This is a genomic window from Streptomyces sp. NPDC047981 (assembly GCF_040653315.1).
Taxonomy (GTDB): domain Bacteria; phylum Actinomycetota; class Actinomycetes; order Streptomycetales; family Streptomycetaceae; genus Streptomyces.
In genome coordinates, this window is record NZ_JBEZNQ010000015.1 from 44855 (window position 1) to 59880 (window position 15026).

General features: G+C 71.2%; 16 protein-coding genes and 1 pseudogene. 7 read left to right on the forward strand and 10 right to left on the reverse strand.

Annotation, left to right across the window (positions count from 1 at the left end; translation table 11 throughout):
- The first annotated feature begins 11 nt into the window (after nt 1-11).
- Nucleotides 12-1682, forward strand: coding sequence for an amidohydrolase (locus tag AB0E14_RS11880; protein ID WP_362415191.1), 1671 nt, complete (start codon nt 12-14; stop codon nt 1680-1682).
- A gap of 58 nt (nt 1683-1740) precedes the next feature.
- Here AB0E14_RS11880 and AB0E14_RS11885 read toward each other — a convergent pair whose 3' ends face one another.
- The 3 genes from AB0E14_RS11885 to AB0E14_RS11895 all read right to left on the reverse strand — a co-directional run bounded on the left by AB0E14_RS11885 (nt 1741) and on the right by AB0E14_RS11895 (nt 3338).
- Nucleotides 1741-2412 (reverse strand): DUF305 domain-containing protein, encoded by a 672-nt coding sequence (locus tag AB0E14_RS11885; protein ID WP_362415193.1) that lies wholly within the window; start codon nt 2410-2412, stop codon nt 1741-1743.
- Nucleotides 2413-2505: 93 nt separating this feature from the next.
- The gene (locus AB0E14_RS11890) at nt 2506-2949 is read right to left on the reverse strand and encodes a DUF6153 family protein (RefSeq protein ID WP_362415195.1); all 444 of its coding nucleotides are present in this window, start codon (nt 2947-2949) and stop codon (nt 2506-2508) included.
- 44 nt (nt 2950-2993) lie between these two features.
- On the reverse strand, nt 2994-3338 hold the full coding sequence (locus AB0E14_RS11895; protein ID WP_362415197.1) for a tetratricopeptide repeat protein: 345 nt from the start codon (nt 3336-3338) through the stop codon (nt 2994-2996).
- A gap of 142 nt (nt 3339-3480) precedes the next feature.
- Between AB0E14_RS11895 and AB0E14_RS11900 the strand changes: the two genes are divergently transcribed.
- The 3 genes from AB0E14_RS11900 (at nt 3481) to AB0E14_RS11910 (ending at nt 6379) form a co-directional block, all read left to right on the forward strand.
- Entirely contained in the window at nt 3481-4446 is a 966-nt protein-coding gene (locus AB0E14_RS11900) for a pirin family protein (protein WP_362415199.1), read from the forward strand.
- 218 nt (nt 4447-4664) lie between these two features.
- Nucleotides 4665-5750 (forward strand): S-(hydroxymethyl)mycothiol dehydrogenase, encoded by a 1086-nt coding sequence (locus tag AB0E14_RS11905; protein ID WP_362415201.1) that lies wholly within the window; start codon nt 4665-4667, stop codon nt 5748-5750.
- Nucleotides 5750-6379 carry an MBL fold metallo-hydrolase gene (locus AB0E14_RS11910; RefSeq protein ID WP_362415203.1) on the forward strand — a complete coding sequence of 210 codons (630 nt, stop codon included), beginning with the start codon at nt 5750-5752 and terminating at the stop codon, nt 6377-6379. The genes AB0E14_RS11905 and AB0E14_RS11910 overlap by 1 nt, the downstream gene beginning before the upstream one ends.
- Nucleotides 6380-6539: 160 nt before the next feature.
- Here AB0E14_RS11910 and AB0E14_RS11915 read toward each other — a convergent pair whose 3' ends face one another.
- The gene (locus tag AB0E14_RS11915) at nt 6540-7013 is read right to left on the reverse strand and encodes a nuclear transport factor 2 family protein (protein ID WP_362415206.1); all 474 of its coding nucleotides are present in this window, start codon (nt 7011-7013) and stop codon (nt 6540-6542) included.
- 263 nt (nt 7014-7276) lie between these two features.
- On the opposite strand from AB0E14_RS11915, the gene AB0E14_RS11920 reads away from it, so the two are divergent.
- Nucleotides 7277-8383 carry a hypothetical protein gene (locus tag AB0E14_RS11920; RefSeq protein ID WP_362415208.1) on the forward strand — a complete coding sequence of 369 codons (1107 nt, stop codon included), beginning with the start codon at nt 7277-7279 and terminating at the stop codon, nt 8381-8383.
- Nucleotides 8384-8485: 102 nt separating this feature from the next.
- Here AB0E14_RS11920 and AB0E14_RS11925 read toward each other — a convergent pair whose 3' ends face one another.
- Entirely contained in the window at nt 8486-8893 is a 408-nt protein-coding gene (locus AB0E14_RS11925; protein WP_362415210.1) for a type II toxin-antitoxin system PemK/MazF family toxin, read from the reverse strand.
- 191 nt (nt 8894-9084) lie between these two features.
- Between AB0E14_RS11925 and AB0E14_RS11930 the strand changes: the two are divergent.
- A pseudogene (locus AB0E14_RS11930) lies at nt 9085-9291 on the forward strand (hypothetical protein); the annotation flags it as partial.
- A 23-nt stretch (nt 9292-9314) separates the two neighbouring features.
- On the opposite strand, the gene AB0E14_RS11935 reads toward AB0E14_RS11930, so the two are convergent.
- Both AB0E14_RS11935 and AB0E14_RS11940 read right to left on the reverse strand, forming a co-directional pair.
- Nucleotides 9315-9971, reverse strand: coding sequence for a class I SAM-dependent methyltransferase (locus AB0E14_RS11935; protein ID WP_362415212.1), 657 nt, complete (start codon nt 9969-9971; stop codon nt 9315-9317).
- 150 nt (nt 9972-10121) lie between these two features.
- Nucleotides 10122-10685, reverse strand: coding sequence for a hypothetical protein (locus tag AB0E14_RS11940; RefSeq protein ID WP_362415214.1), 564 nt, complete (start codon nt 10683-10685; stop codon nt 10122-10124).
- 318 nt (nt 10686-11003) lie between these two features.
- On the opposite strand from AB0E14_RS11940, the gene AB0E14_RS11945 reads away from it, so the two are divergent.
- Entirely contained in the window at nt 11004-11222 is a 219-nt protein-coding gene (locus tag AB0E14_RS11945; protein WP_362415216.1) for a DUF6011 domain-containing protein, read from the forward strand.
- A 132-nt stretch (nt 11223-11354) separates the two neighbouring features.
- On the opposite strand, the gene AB0E14_RS11950 is transcribed toward AB0E14_RS11945, so the two are convergent.
- The 3 genes from AB0E14_RS11950 to AB0E14_RS11960 are packed head-to-tail and all read right to left on the reverse strand — an operon-like array spanning nt 11355 to nt 14970.
- Nucleotides 11355-13688, reverse strand: coding sequence for an FtsX-like permease family protein (locus AB0E14_RS11950; RefSeq protein ID WP_362415218.1), 2334 nt, complete (start codon nt 13686-13688; stop codon nt 11355-11357).
- Between the two features lie 11 nt (nt 13689-13699).
- A complete protein-coding gene (locus AB0E14_RS11955) occupies nt 13700-14467 on the reverse strand; it encodes an ABC transporter ATP-binding protein (RefSeq protein ID WP_362415220.1) in 768 nt (255 codons plus the stop codon).
- Nucleotides 14464-14970 (reverse strand): PadR family transcriptional regulator, encoded by a 507-nt coding sequence (locus AB0E14_RS11960; RefSeq protein WP_362415223.1) that lies wholly within the window; start codon nt 14968-14970, stop codon nt 14464-14466. The genes AB0E14_RS11955 and AB0E14_RS11960 overlap by 4 nt, the downstream gene beginning before the upstream one ends.
- Between the last annotated feature and the right edge of the window lie 56 nt (nt 14971-15026).

Consider the following 15026-nt stretch of genomic DNA (forward strand, 5'->3'; position numbering starts at 1 on the left):
TTCACCCCCTCATGAGCACCACCACCCCCGCCCCCACCGCCGACCTCGTCCTCACCGGGGCCAGGATCCACACCGTCGACCCCCACCTGCCCGAGGCCGAGGCGCTGGCGGTGCGCGACGGGCGCATCGTCTGGCTCGGGTCCGACGCAGACGCCGCACGCTGGACCGGCCCCGCCACGACGGTCCTCGACGCGGGCGGCCGCCTGGTCCTGCCCGGCTTCATCGATGCCCACAACCACGTACGGCTCGGCTCCGACGACGCCTGCGTCCAGCTCGCCGGCGCCCGCACCCTCGACGCGATCCACGAGCGGATCACCACCTGGCGGGCGGCCCACCCCGACGCCCCGTGGATCGAGGCCGAGGCCTTCGACTACTCCGCGATCCCCGGCGGCCGCATGCCCACCGCCGCCGACCTCGACCCGGTCACCGGCGACACCCCCGCCCTCGTCCTCAGCTACGACGTGCACACCGCCTGGCTCAACACCGCCGCCCTGAAGGTGCTCGACGTCACCCGCGACCGGACCGACCTGCCCTTCGGTACCGCCGTCACCGACCCCGGGACCGGTGAACCCACCGGATTCGTCAAGGACTTCGCCGTCAAGGGCCTTTCCCGCGCGGGCCACCGCGCCCTGCGGGAGCTCGGCGTGCCGTGGGCCTCGCAGGACCGGCAGTACGGCCGGCTCGCCACGTCCCTCGACGCCGCCGTCGGGTACGGCATCACCACGGTCGTCGAACCGCAGAACTCCCTCGACGACCTCGCCCTGTTCACCCGTGCCCGCGCCGAGGGGCGGCTCCGCTCCCGGATCGTCGCGGCCCTCTTCCACCCGCGCGGCACCACCGACGCCGAACTGGACGAGTTCGCCGCCGCGGCGAAGGAGTTCGCCGACGACCGGCTGCGGGTCGGCCCGCTCAAGCTGTACATCGACGACGTCGTCGAACCCCGCACGGCCGCGCTCCTGGAGCCGTACGCGGGCTGCGGCCACCACCGCGGCGACACCTTCTACCCGCCGGAGGAGTTCGCCGACCTCCTCACCGGCCTCGACGCGCGCGGCTTCCAGTGCTTCGTGCACGCCACCGGCGACCGCGGCATCCGTACGGTCCTCGACGCCGTCGCCCGCGCCCGCAGCGTCAACGGCCCGCGTGACGCCCGCCACCAGGTCGTCCACGTCGAGTGCCTCGACCCGGCCGACACCCCGCGCTTCGCCGCACTCGGGGTCGTCGCCTGCATGCAGCCCCGCCATGCCGCGCCCGACATCGCGGGACCCGGCCAGGACTGGGCCGAGAACATCGGCCCCGACCGCTGGCACAAGGCCTGGCCGCTGCGGAGCCTGCACGCCGCAGGCGCGGTCCTCGCCCTCTCCAGCGACTGGAACGTCGCCGAGATGGACCCCATGGTCGGCATCTACACCGCCGTCACCCGCCGCGCGCTGAACGGCGGGGGAGAGCCGTGGACGCCGGAGGAGACGATCGACGTCGCGACCGCCGTCGAGGGCTACACCATGGGGTCGGCGTACGCCAACTTCCTGGAGGAGGAGCGGGGCTCGCTCACGGTCGGCAAGCTCGCGGACTTCGTCGTCCTCTCCCGCGACATCCTCCGGATCGACCCGGAGGACATCCCCGGCACGGTGGCCGAGACCGTCGTGGTCGGCGGCGAGGTGGTCCACGCGCGCGTGACCGCCTGACACCGGCACGTACCGGCGGGCCCCCGTCGCCCGGGAGCCCGCCGGTACGGCTCCGGCGTCAGAGCCGGCCGAGGATCTTCTTCAGCTCGGTGATCTCGGCGGACTGGGTGCGGACGACGTCGTCGGCGAGCTTCCGTGCCGTGGCGTCGCGACCGTTCTTCCGCTCGGTCTCGGCCATCTCGACCGCCCCCTCGTGGTGGGCGATCATCAGCTCGGCGAACTTCCGGTCGAAGGCCTTGCCCTTCAGGGCCGCGAGTTCCTTCATGTCCTGCTCGGACATCATCCCGGCCATGGCGCCGCCGTCACCGGCACCCGCGTCGCCGCCGCCGTGACCGCCGTGGCCGCCGCTACCTCCGGACGCGCCGGCGCCCTCGGGAGCCTCGGGCTTGCCCCAGGCCTTGAGCCAGGACCTCATGGTCCGGATCTCGGGGTCCTGGGCCTTCTCGACATCGGCGACGATCTTCTTGATGCCGGCGTCCTCGGCCCGGCCGTCGGCGAGCGCGGCCATCTCCAGCGCCTGCTGGTGGTGCGGGATCATCGCCTGGGCGAACGCGACGTCGGCGTCGTTGAACGCGCCGGCGGTGCCGGTCGTGCCGGACGCGGCGGTCGCGGGCGTCTTCGCCGCGTCGCCGGAGTCGCTCCCGGCGCCGCAGCCGGCGAGCAGGAGAGCCGCGAGGGCGGCGGCGGTGACGGCGCCCGTGCGGGCGTAGCGGTTGTCGAAGGCAGACATGTCTGTGACACCTCGTGTGCTGTTGCGTACTGTCGGAAAGGCTGAATCAGGCTTCTGCGGGCAGCGCGAGGCGGCCCGCGGCGGCGATTCGGCCTAGATCCGCAGGACGGACAGCTGAGCGAGGTCGGGAGGTCTGGGCGGCGGGGCGTTCGGCCCCAGCGCGGCGACGAGCCGGCCGAGCAGTCGGACCAGCCAGTCGGGGCGTCGGTCGAGGACGGCGAGGACGACCCGGGCGAGGGCCCAGACACCGAGGACGGCGACGCAGAGCGTGGCCATGTCCCCGTGCGCACCGGATTCCTCGGAGGGGTCGGAGGCGTCGGCCCCGCCGTGGTGCGCGGGAGCGGAGGCGGAGGTCGCGTGGTCCGCCCCGGCTCCGGAGGCGGAGATCGCATGGTCCGCCCCGGACCCGGAGGAGCCCTCCGGGTGGCCGACGGCGTGCATCACGAAGACACCGAGGGCGAGCGCGACGACGAGCAGCAGGTGCGCCAAGGCGCCTGCCACTCTGAGGCCGCGTCGCCCCACTCGTCCCGTACGCACGTCCTGTACCTCCTGCGAGGGAGCCTACAGAACGTCCCCCGGGTTCACTCCGGAAGGTCGCCGCTCATCGCGGCGGCGAGCCGCAGATGCGGGGCGGCCTCGGCGTGGCGGCCCTGGCGCTCCAGGGTGCGGCCGAGCATCAGCCGGGCGTACTGCTCCACCGGGTCGCGGTCGAGGACGGCACGGAGCTCGGTCTCGGCGCGGGACAGCTGGGCGGAGTGGTAGTAGGCCCGGGCGAGCAGCAGGCGCTGGGCGTTCTGCTCCGGGTGCTCGGCGACCAGGCCGCGCAGGATGCGGGCGGCGGTCAGGTACTCCTTGGACTCGAAGAAGAACTGGGCACGGTCCCAGCGCTCGCCGGCCGTACCGAACTCGTAGTACGTGTCGTTCACTTGCTCTCCCTCGTAGCGTCTCTACCCTGCCACCCGAAGGGGCGGCACTCGGCTCAACGCCTCAGGTTAGTTGAACATTCCACTACTGTTTCCGGGTGGAGACACACCCACCTCGTCCCCCGACAGGAATAGGTTGAGTGTCATGAGCAATCTTGATCGTCAGGCCGCCCTCACCGTATGCGGCGGCCGCGGCTTCGTCGTCGCCGAGCCGGTCCGGGAACTCCTCAGCCCCCGTCACGTCCAGCTCGGCGAGTCGACCGAGGTCCGCCGCCTGCTCCCCAACCTCGGCCGCCGGATGGTCGGCGCCTGGGCCTTCGTCGACCACTACGGCCCCGACGACATCGCGGACGAGCCCGGGATGCAGGTGCCGCCCCACCCGCACATGGGGCTCCAGACCGTGAGCTGGCTCCACGAGGGCGAGGTCCTGCACCGTGACAGCACGGGCAGCCTGGAGACGATCCGCCCGCGCGAGCTGGGTCTGATGACCTCGGGCCGGGCGATCTCCCACTCCGAGGAGAGCCCGAAGTCCCACGCCCGCTTCCTCCACGGAGCCCAGCTCTGGGTAGCGCTCCCGGACGCCCACCGGCATGTCGAGCCGCACTTCCAGCACCACGCGAACCTCCCGCAGGTCACCGCCGCCGGCCTCACCGCCACGGTCATCCTCGGCGAACTCGACGGCGCGGAGTCGCCCGGCACGACGTACACCCCGCTGATCGGTGCGGATCTCGCCCTGACGGCGGGCGCGGAGACGCGGCTCCCGCTGGACCCGGACTTCGAGTACGCGGTCCTGTCGATGTCGGGCGAGGCTCATGTCGACGGCGTCCCGGTCCTCCCGGGCTCCATGCTCTACCTCGGCTGCGGCCGCCGCGAACTCCCCCTCCGCGCGATCTCCGACGCGGGCCTGATGCTCCTGGGCGGCGAGCCGTTCGAGGAGGAGATCGTCATGTTCTGGAACTGGATCGGCCGGTCCCAGCAGGACATCGAGGAAGCCCGTGAGGCCTGGACGAACGGCACACGCTTCGGCGAGGTGAAGGGCTACGACGGCGCCCCGCTCCCGGCCCCGGAACTCCCGGCGACGCCGCTGAAGCCGCGAGGAAGGGTGCGCTGAGCAGGTCTGATGCGGCCCGCCGACGAGGGTCGGGCCGGCTACGTCCCCCTCCGCTTCCGGTACGCGGCGGCAGGGCGACGCGGCCGTGACGGGCCGGCCGATCAGCGGCGAGGATGGTCCTGCTGCGGATCGGGCGCAGCCCTGCGCGGACGGAGCCGCTGCCTGCGGCACGGCTTCGGCGCGCAGAACCCATTCACGACAACAGCAAGGTGGACAGGGTGCCCCAGCAAGTTCAAGCAGTGATCGCACCGGGCAAGAACGAGCCTGTCAGGGTGGAGACGATCATCGTTCCGGACCCCGGCCCCGGCGAGGCGGTGGTGAAGATCCAGGCGTGCGGGGTGTGCCACACCGATCTCCACTACAAACAGGGCGGCATCAACGACGACTTCCCGTTCCTCCTCGGCCACGAGGCCGCGGGCGTCGTGGAGTCCGTCGGTGAGGGCGTCACCGACGTCGTTCCCGGGGACTTCGTGATTCTCAACTGGCGTGCGGTGTGCGGCCAGTGCCGTGCGTGTCTGCGCGGCCGTCCCTGGTACTGCTTCGACACGCACAACGCCGAGCAGAAGATGACCCTGCTGGACGGCACCGAGCTGACTCCGGCCCTGGGCATCGGCGCCTTCGCCGAGAAGACCCTCGTGGCCGCGGGCCAGTGCACCAAGGTCGACGTCGGGGTCTCCCCGGCCGTCGCCGGCCTTCTCGGCTGCGGTGTGATGGCAGGTATCGGCGCCGCCCTCAACACCGGCCAGGTCGGCCGAGGAGACTCCGTCGCCGTCATCGGCTGCGGCGGCGTCGGTGACGCCGCGATCGCCGGGGCCCGGCTGGCGGGCGCGGCGAAGATCATCGGGGTGGACATCGACGACCGCAAGCTGGAGATCGCCAAGACGATGGGCGCCACCCACACCGTCAACTCCCGTTCCACGGACCCCGTCGAGGCGATCCGCGCCCTCACCGGCGGCCATGGTGCCGATGTCGTCATCGATGCGGTCGGCCGCCCCGAGACGTATCAGCAGGCGTTCTACGCCCGCGATCTGGCCGGCACGGTCGTCCTGGTCGGTGTCCCCACCCCGGACATGAAGCTGGACCTTCCGCTCCTGGACGTCTTCGGCCGCGGCGGCGCGCTGAAGTCCTCCTGGTACGGCGACTGCCTCCCCTCCCGTGACTTCCCGATGCTCATCGACCTGCACCAGCAGGGCCGCCTCGACCTCGCGGCCTTCGTCAGCGAGACCATCGGCCTCGGCGACATCGAGCAGGCGTTCAACCGGATGCACGAGGGCGACGTCCTGCGCTCGGTGGTGGTCTTCTGATGGTGACCCGCATCGACCGACTCGTCACTTCCGGCACCTTCGCCCTCGACGGTGGTGAGTGGAACGTCGACAACAACGTCTGGATCGTCGGCGACGACACCGAGGCCGTCGTCATCGACGCCGCCCACGACGCCGACGCCATCGAGGCCGCGCTCGGCGGACGTCGGCTGCGTGCCATCATCTCCACCCACGCGCATAACGACCACGTCGACAACGCCCCCGCCCTGGCCGAAGCCACCGCCGCGCCCATCCTGTTGCACCGCGACGACCTGCCGCTGTGGCAGCAGACCCACCCGGACCGGCTACCCGACGACCACCTCGAGGACGGCCGGACGGTGGAGATCGCCGGAGTCTCCCTCCACGTGCTCCACACCCCCGGTCACACCCCCGGCTCGGTCTGCCTGTACGCCCCGGCACTGAACACCGTCTTCACCGGCGACACTCTCTTCCAAGGCGGCCCCGGCGCCACCGGACGGTCCTTCTCCCACTTCCCGACCATCATCGACTCCATCCGGCACAAGCTGCTCACTCTCCCGCCGGACACAGTCGTACGCACCGGTCACGGCGACACCACCACCATCGGCGATGAGAGCCCGCACCTGGACGACTGGATCACCCGCGGTCACTGACCGCGCAGCCACCCTCTGCGCCGAGGACCTGCGGATCCCAGCCCGCGGCTCACGTGCGCACAACTGCCCTCTCCCCGCTGCGCATTGTCCTGCGAGGAGGGGGCGGCCGGCTCTCCGCGTGGCGCAGTGCCTCTGACGGCATGTCGGCCGGGAGTCGTTCTCATGACTGTCCGGGCCCATCGAGGCGTTCCGTGGGACCGGCGAAGGAGAGGAAGAGCGTCCTCTTGGTGAGCAGCCAGGTGTCGTCCACCTTGCGGAACGTGTCTTCGTAGTGCCCCACTTGAATCGGCGCCCGCGGTGCTACGAGGCCCTCGCTGTAGCCGTCGACACGGTAGGTGGTGAAGTACGTGGTGGCGGAGGCGGCGTCCGCCGAGGTCACGGTGACCAGGATGTTGGTGCATATACGGCGTGACAGTCGGTCTGCGGGCCGGTTGCCGAAGTAGCTGCGCAGCGCGTCGTGACCCGTGATGCGGCGGTCGCCGGCGGGCCATTCCCAGGTGCCGTCCTGCGTGAAGAGGTCGGCCACCGAACCCGGGTCCCCGAGGTCGAGCCGGTGCACGAACTCGACGACCAGCCGCTCACAGGCCCGCTCCGCGAGCAGGCGCTCCAAGGGATCATGAGTTTCACCATTCATGATCAACTCATATCAGGTCGCCCCTTGCTGAGGCAGCTTCACGAGCCGTAACTCGAAGTGGTCGGTCCACAGAACCTGAGCCAGCACCCGGGAACGGGCAGCAGATGTTCACCACTTCGGGAGGAGGAACAGGACGCCGGGGATTCGAGCATTGAGCGAAACGCCACGGCGGGGCAGATGCTGTTCCCGCAGCAGACGAGAAACCTGTTGGCTCGCCCGCTGGCGAGCTGCGAGGATGCGTCTGTTTGCTACGCGGAGGGCATTTGTTCGTTTTCCTGTGTGCGGGCTGCGGCGCCGAGTTGACCACCCCGCTGTCCCAGGTCTCACTTCCAGTCCACGCCCGTCAGACGTACGGGAACGGGGCCCAGCTTCCGGTGCTCATGCGGTCCGGGACGTTCGCCGTGGACCCGGACCCCTGGGGAGGACCCTGGCGGAAGTGGGACGAGATCGATCCGGGCGAGGCTGAGGCACGCGGCATCTACGCGCGGGTCTACGCCCTGTCCGACGGCACGCCCGGGGCGAGTGTCATCGCACCCGGCGATGCCCGTGGAACCCGGCTGATTCCTGAGAAGCGCGGTGGTTCCTGCTGCGGCCTCGACGGAGCCGACGGGCTCAACATGGCCTGCGAGACGTGCGACCTCCCCGTCGCGACCAGGGTCGACGACTGCTCGCTCTGGCAGCAGGTGCGACTCAGCTCGGACGCCGTGCAGCGCGTCCCCGTCGACGGAATCCCTGCTACGCCCCTCTCCTGGGCGGAGCTGGTAGATACGTGGGAGAAAGTGCCCCCGTTCGAGCCGATCGCCACGTGGGGAGGACGGTTGGGGTCGGACCACTACTGGTCGTGGAGCCCGCAGTGGGAGGCGGCAGCCGGCCAGGCGCTCGCCCACCTGCTGGTTGCCTCCCAGGGGCAGCCTGTCAGGGTTCCAGGCGGTCTGACTGCGGACGTGTTCCAACGCGCGCTTGACGCCCTGCTGCCGGCAGGCCTCGCGGAGCGGCGCGCCGTCCTGGCCGGACCGGGACAGCCCTCCCCGGACGCGGGCGTCGACATCCTCCTCGTACCGGTCCACCCGCAGACAGGTCAGTCCTGGACTCCCGCCGGCCCGACGGCGTCGGCATACCCCGTGCCCCTGCCGCTGGGGGTGTGGCTGTGGCTGGTCTCTCCCCAGCCGTACCTGCCGGTTCCCGCGTCAGGCCGCATACCCCGGGACGTACACCGCGACGATCCGCTCCCGCCGCTCCCCACCTACTCGTTCCGAGCCGACCGGGGAACCTTCCAGCACACTTTGGTCCGGCTGCCGGCCGTGCGCAGCCCGTGGCTGCGAACGATCCACGAGAACCTCACACAGGGTCCCTCGACCGACCTCTTCTAGTACTTGATACTCCAGCCGTAGGTCGTGATCTTGTTGCTGGAGCGGGGCCGAGAGGGGGCACGCCGTCATCGACGCGATCGAGCTGGGCAGCAGAGGTGTCCGCTACTCGTCGAGTCCTCCGAGACGACGGGCATCTTTGATCTCGTGGAGTCTGGCAGCCGTCATCGGGGTCCACTCTCGGCTCTGTCCAGCGGCATGGAGGGCTTCACCAACCTCGCTGAGCTTCGCGGCGGACAAGACGCCCGCCCGCTCGATCAGGTCGTCCCGGGCCACGGTGGTCAGCCATGTGCAAGGGGTAAGCCCCGGACGCGGGAACGCGAACCTCAACACGCCCTCGAAGGGCAGTCCTTCCAGGGTCCCCACCATCACTTCAATGCCGAGGCCGCTGATGTCGATGCCCGCTGGAGTGACGACCTGCATCGCCTGGAACCCGGATGGCTCGTCGTCCGAGAGCAGCACGACGGGGCGTCGCTCGTCGAAGTCGACCCACCAGACTTCGCCGCGTTGCATGTGTCCTCCTGGCACGAGACGGCGGGCGAACGCTACGTGCCCCGATTGGGACACGGAAGATGCGGCCCCGTCTTCACACGTCGTGACCGAGGGGGTGGTGATGACGGGTGCGGCCACTGGTGATCATCGGTGTGTGAAGACTGAAGACCATGCGGCGGCCGCGGGTCACAGCGTAGACCCTGCCCGCCGGCATGAGGCGTTCGAGGTCCCGACGGAGCCGGACAGCGGGCTGCTTCGCGCGGGTTGAACCCCGGCGTCGGGTGGGGGACTTGGTGCTGGGGCTGCTGCCGGATCTGCCGCGCAAGAACTGCTGGAGCGTCGCCGTGTGGGCCGGTGAGGCCACTCCGGACGGCATGCAGCACCTGCTCGGCCGGGCCGAGTGGGATGCCGACAAGGTGTCTACCTGGCTGCCTCAGACTGCTCAGGGCCGCTTCCATACAAGCGTGTAGCGCCAGAACAGACGTCGCCGCAGCCTCGCCCCAGGGAGGATGTCCATGGCTTCACGGACGATGTCGTCAAAGGTCATGCTCGCCGAGCGAGTGGGGGCCGTCATGGCGACGGGGCGTGGTGAGGGGCGCCCCTTGTTCTTCAGCCAGCCCATGGCAGCGTTGGCCGGAACGGAGACAATTCCGAGCAGGTGGTCCACAGGGGTCTGTGCGCGGGACAGGCCGACGATCACCAAGGTCCCTCCTGGGGCCGTATGGCGGCGGAATCGGGTGAGTGCCTCGGCGAACGGCATGTGGTGGATCGCGGCGACGCACGTGATCACGTCGTACGAGCCGTCGGGGAACTCGGCTGCCGCATCCGCAACGCCGAAGGTCACGGGTAGCGCGGCAGGAGTCAGGCTCTGAGCCAGAGCGGTGATGGCCGGATCGACATCCACTGCCCTCACGGCGTCCGCTCGTCCAGCCAGAAGCCTCGCGAGATCACCGCTGCCGGAACCCACGTCCAGGGCGGATGCGAAGCGCCTCGGCAGCTGACGCAGGATCCAGCGGTGGTAGTGAGCGTTGTGGTCCCACGGATAGGCGGCGTTGAACCGGTCGAGAGCATGTAGGACGCGAGGAGAAAGGATCTTCATCGCCCCAGTTCATCAACTCACGGCGGCGTGCACACCCCCGTTCCGGAACCCGGATCACCCGCTACCGGACTGTCGGAGCCCATGATGCCGCGGAGTCCGGCGCGCTTGAGTCCGGCGACAGTGGCCGCCGGGCCGTATCCGGACGAGAAGCTAGGGACTGTCCATGGCTACGCCGATGCTCCGGCGCATGGTGCGGCGCATCTCCGTGAGCTGCTCCCAGAGCCCCATGACCTGGTGGTGCGCTTCGTCGAGCGACTCGTCGTCCTCCGAGTGGGGCGGTGGCTCACTGTCCAGACGCTTGAGAACTCCGTAGATGTGGTTGAGCCTGCGGTGCACGCCGTCGACGACGTCGAGCACGTCGTCCGGAATCCGCATCTGTGCCTCGGAGTAGCGCGCCCTGTGCTCGCGCCGTGCATCGTCCAGACGAGATCTCACGTCGTCCGTGACACGGCCGGTCCGAAGGGCGTGCCAGAAGTGGTTGAGTTCGGACTGATAGTCGAGTGACGCCGTGTTCAGTCCGACGTAGCAAGACCGAACAGCCTCAGCCGATGCGCGTTCGGTCTCGTGCCGCCGCTCCTCGGCGCGCTGCCGTGCGGACCGATCCAGTTCCAGGGCCTTGGCCTTCGCGGCGAGCCGCTGTGTCATCAGTGCTGATGCGAGCGTTCCGACGATCCCCAGAAACGCGATCACCAGGGGCACCACCGTGGTGCTCATCCGGATACCGCCTCCCTGGTCCGCGCCGTTCCCAGTGTGGCGGCGTTTCCCCGCAATGTCCTGGAGCCATCGCGCCCAGGTCCTCCTTCTCGCCTACATGTGCGCAACGCGCCCGCACCGGCGCCGACGGCCGGTACCGGCCGCCGAGTGAGGACCGGGGGGCCTGACGCCGTTCCACCTCCTGGGGAGTGAGGTACCGCCACCGCCCCCGTACGAGTGAGGTCGCACTGCACGACGACGGGATCTACGATGACGACAACGGGGCTTCCACGAGCCCAATGACGGCCCCGGCACGACCGATTGACGGATGAGGTGGCCATGGCCACGCAGCCCGCGCACCCGGCACAGCCGGCGCGCCATGAGCCGCTGCCGGACACGACCGTCCCGCACCTGCCCCGGCGCTGGTGTCGCCGGTGCGGGGCCGTCCTGCGTGACCCCGTCTCGCGTCAGCGGCTCCTGGGCCCGGAGTGCGATCCCGAGCGGCGCATCGGACACCGGCGGCACGACGTCGACCAGGACCCGCTCCCGGGCCTGTAGCGGAGCGGCGCATGCCGAGCTGGATTCGCACCACTCCGCCACCGCGGGAGCGGTCAACGTCCTGGACCGGACCGCGGTGCCAGGCCCCGGGCCCGGCGTGACCCGGACGAACGGCCATAGGCCGGAGACCGCCTAGAGCGTCTCGCTGGCCGAGTCGATGAGGCGGCGGCGGGCGGTCTTCACGGCGGGGGTCAGCGCGGCGGCGGCGCCGACGGCGGTCGCCGCGGCGACCAGGGTCAGCAGGACCAGAGGGGACGGGACGTGGGCGATGCCCGCACCGATGCCGCTGGAGCGGCCCTCCTCGTCGACGAGCCACCGTCCGATCGCCGCTCCGGCCGCGGTGCCGACGACGGCGGCGGCCAGGGTCGTGAGGGCGGCGGCGGTCACGATGACCGCGCCGATCTGGCGAGGGGTCAGGCCGATGGCCTTCATGGCCAGGAGGTCGCGCACCCGGGCGCGTACGCCGGAGCTGATCAGCGTGAGCAGTTCGACGAGGGCGATGAAACCGAGGACGGCGATGAGCGCCGCGATGACGCCCCGGGGGGTGTCGAGGCGGTCAGCGGGCGTCGGCGTCTCCCGGATCTCCAGGGGGCCGTCCACCGACCCGGCGACGGCGGCCGCCACCTGCTTGGGATCGGCCCCAGGCCGCAGGACGAGCGCGTGGAAGCGCGCCTGCATCGACGCGTCGCCGTCGCGGAGGCTGTCGAGCGAGGTGGAGATCACCCGGCCGCCCTGCTCGGGTTCGACGCTGCGGCCCACGACGTGAAGGATCTGCGGGCGGCCCTCGACCGTCATCCGCACCCACTCCCCGACGCGTACGCCGAGCAGGTCGAGGAGACCCTGCCCCGCGACCGCCTCGTCCGGGCCGGTCGGCGCCCGGCCCTCGACGACGCTGTGCGGGTACGGCCGCTCCCGGGTGCCGAGGCCGCGCAAGGTGATCGTCCCGGTCTGCCCGGGGACCAGCGCGACGAACTCCGCGCCGGGGAAGCCGGCCTCGACCCCCGGGACCGCGGCCAGCGCGCGGGCGAGCGCCGGGTCGTCGGCCGGGCCGGGTGCGTCGGCCCGTACGGTCAGGGCGGCGGCGCGGCCCATCCGGGCCGGGTCACTGCCGAACTGGTCGAGGGTCGACCAGGCGACCAGGGCCACGGTCATCAGGGCGACGGGCAGGGCGAGCCGGGATATGGGCACCAGGCTGCGCCCGCGGCCGGAGAACGCCGAGCGCCAGCCGAGGACGAGGGCGGGGGACAGGCGCAGGGCGATGGCCCGGCGGCCGAGCCGGGTGAGCGGGGCGGCGGTGAGCAGTGCCGACCTGGCGGCGGGGACGGGCGGTACCCGGCCGGCCCGCCAGGCGGCGAGCCCGGTGGCCGTGCCGATGAGCAGGACGGCGGCGACGGGCAGTCCGGCCACGATCGCCCGGTGCCCGGGCAGTTCGGGCCAGAGGACCACCGCCTCGCCGATCCTGCCCGGGATCCACCGGCCGACCGTCAGGATCGCGACCGTGCCGAGCCCGGCACCGAGCACGGCGAAGCCCAGATGCTGGACGAGGAACCCCCGCGTCACCTGGCCGGGGGTGAAGCCGATGGCCTTCAGGACCGCGATGTCCTTGAGCTGCCCCCGCACGCGGGCCCTGACCGCGCCCGAGATGGCGACCGCGGCCGCGAAGAGCGCGGCGAGTCCGAACGCGGCGAACATCTGGCCGAGCAGCCGGTCGTCGCCGCCCACATCGGCCTTGGCCTCCTGCCAGTTCGTCACCCGGTCGACCCGGTGCGCGCCCAGCAGGGTCACGGCGCGCTGGACCACGTAGTCGGTGTCGTCCGGGTCCTTGAGCCGCAGCCCGACGCTCTGTCCCGTACCGGTCGTGGCCACGCGGTCGAGCGCTCCGGGCAGCACCCAGGCGACGCCCGTGCCCTGGCCCGCCCGGTAGAGGGGTTCGGCGCTCTCCGCGACGCCCGCGACCCGCAGCGAGAGCGGCGCGCCGTCCGCGCCCGTGACGGTCACGGTCTCACCGGGATCGGCCCACAGGGCCCGCGCAAGCGCGCTCTCCAGGACGATCCCGCCCGGGCGGCCGTCGGGCGACGGCGGTTCCAGCCAGCCTCCCTCGGTGACGAGCGGGCGGGCCACCGCGGGCGGCTGAGGTCCGGCGCCCCGCAGGACGACCCGGGCCCGCGCGCCGGCCACCTCGACGGTCGCCTCGGCCGTACGGAACGGTCCTGACACCGCGGCGACCTCGTCCAGCGCGGCGAGCGAGGCGGTCGAGGACGCGTCCAGGTCACCCCGGGTGTGCAGCCAGACGTGGGCGCCCTCGGACTGGTTGAAGACCCGCTGCCAGGGATTCACGGCATAGCTGAGGAGCGCCCCGGACAGCAGGAGCGAGACGATCACGCCGGCGCTGGCGAGCACCACGAACAGGGCCTCGCCCCGATGGGCCCGCAGGTCGGAGTGAGCCCACCGCAGAATGGCCCGCACGACGCCCCGCCTCAGTCTCTCAGTTCGAGCACGCCGGAGACTCCCGGCCGTGCCGTGCCGCCGTCGCCGAGGGCCGCGTCGTCGGCGATCTGCCCGTCGAAGAAGCTGATGACCCGGTCGGCGGCGCTGGCCATCCGGGCGTCGTGGGTGACCATGAGGATGCTCTGGCCGCGCGCGTGGCAGCGGGAGAGCAGCCGGGCGACATCGCGGGTCCCCTTGCTGTCGAGGCTTCCCGCGGGCTCGTCGGCGAGCAGCAGCGCCGGGTTGTTGACCAGGGCGCGGGCCAGCGCGACCCGCTGCTGTTCGCCGCCGGACAGCTCGCCCGGCATCGACCGCTCGCGGCCTTCGAGCCCCAGCTCCTCCAGGAGCTCGGCCCGGCTCTTGCGCGCCGCCCGCGGCGACACCCCGGCGAGGAGGGCCGGCAGTTCGATGTTGTCGGCGACGGTCAGGTTGGAGACCAGGTTGAAGAACTGGAAGACGATGCCGATGTGGCGGCGCCGCAGCATCGCCCAGCGGGCCTCCGAGTACCCGTCGACCTGCTTCCCGTCCAACCACAGGCGCCCGCTGTCCGGCCGTTCGAGACCGCCCACGAGGTGCAGCAGGGTGGACTTCCCGGCCCCGGACGGACCGGTGATCGCGACGAACTCACCCGGCCGCACGGTCAGGTCCACGCCTCGTACCGCCTGGACAGGGGCGCTGTCGCCGTGGTGGGTCTTGGTCAGACCCTCGGCGTGCACGATCGTGTCCTGTGGGGGCGCCGCAACGGGACCTCCGCTCATTCCAGCTCCTCCTGACAGCGCTCCAGCCAGTCGAGGTCGGCCTGCAGGTGCAGCATGGCTCCCTCGATCAGGAGTTGGGCGATCTTGTTGTCGCGGTCCTCGGCGGCGGCGAGCTTGGAGAGGCTGCGCATCATGTTCAGGTGCTGGCGCCGCTGCTTGTTGATCAAGGTGATCGGGTCGGCGAATCCGGAGAGCGGGGCCAGCGCGAGCTTCATGAAGAACTCGTCGCGCACTCTCGGTTCGTCGGCGGTCTCCTCGAACCAGGCGGCCACGGCTTCCCGCCCCGCATCCGTCAACTCGTACGTCCGCTTGTTGGGGCGGCCGGACTGTTCGACATCCTCACCCTTGATCAGGCCGCTCTTCTCCAGCCGCCCGAGCGTCACATAGACCTGGCCGACGTTCGGCTGAGGGTAGGCGGAGCCGAGGAGTTGTTCAAGGCCCTGCTTGAGCTCGTAACCGTGGGCTGGGCCCCGGGTGAGGAGTGCCAGCAGCTGCTGCCGCACACGCTCCCCCTTCTCTGTCGTTCCGGAACCCGATGCCGGACCTGAGACCGGTGGAC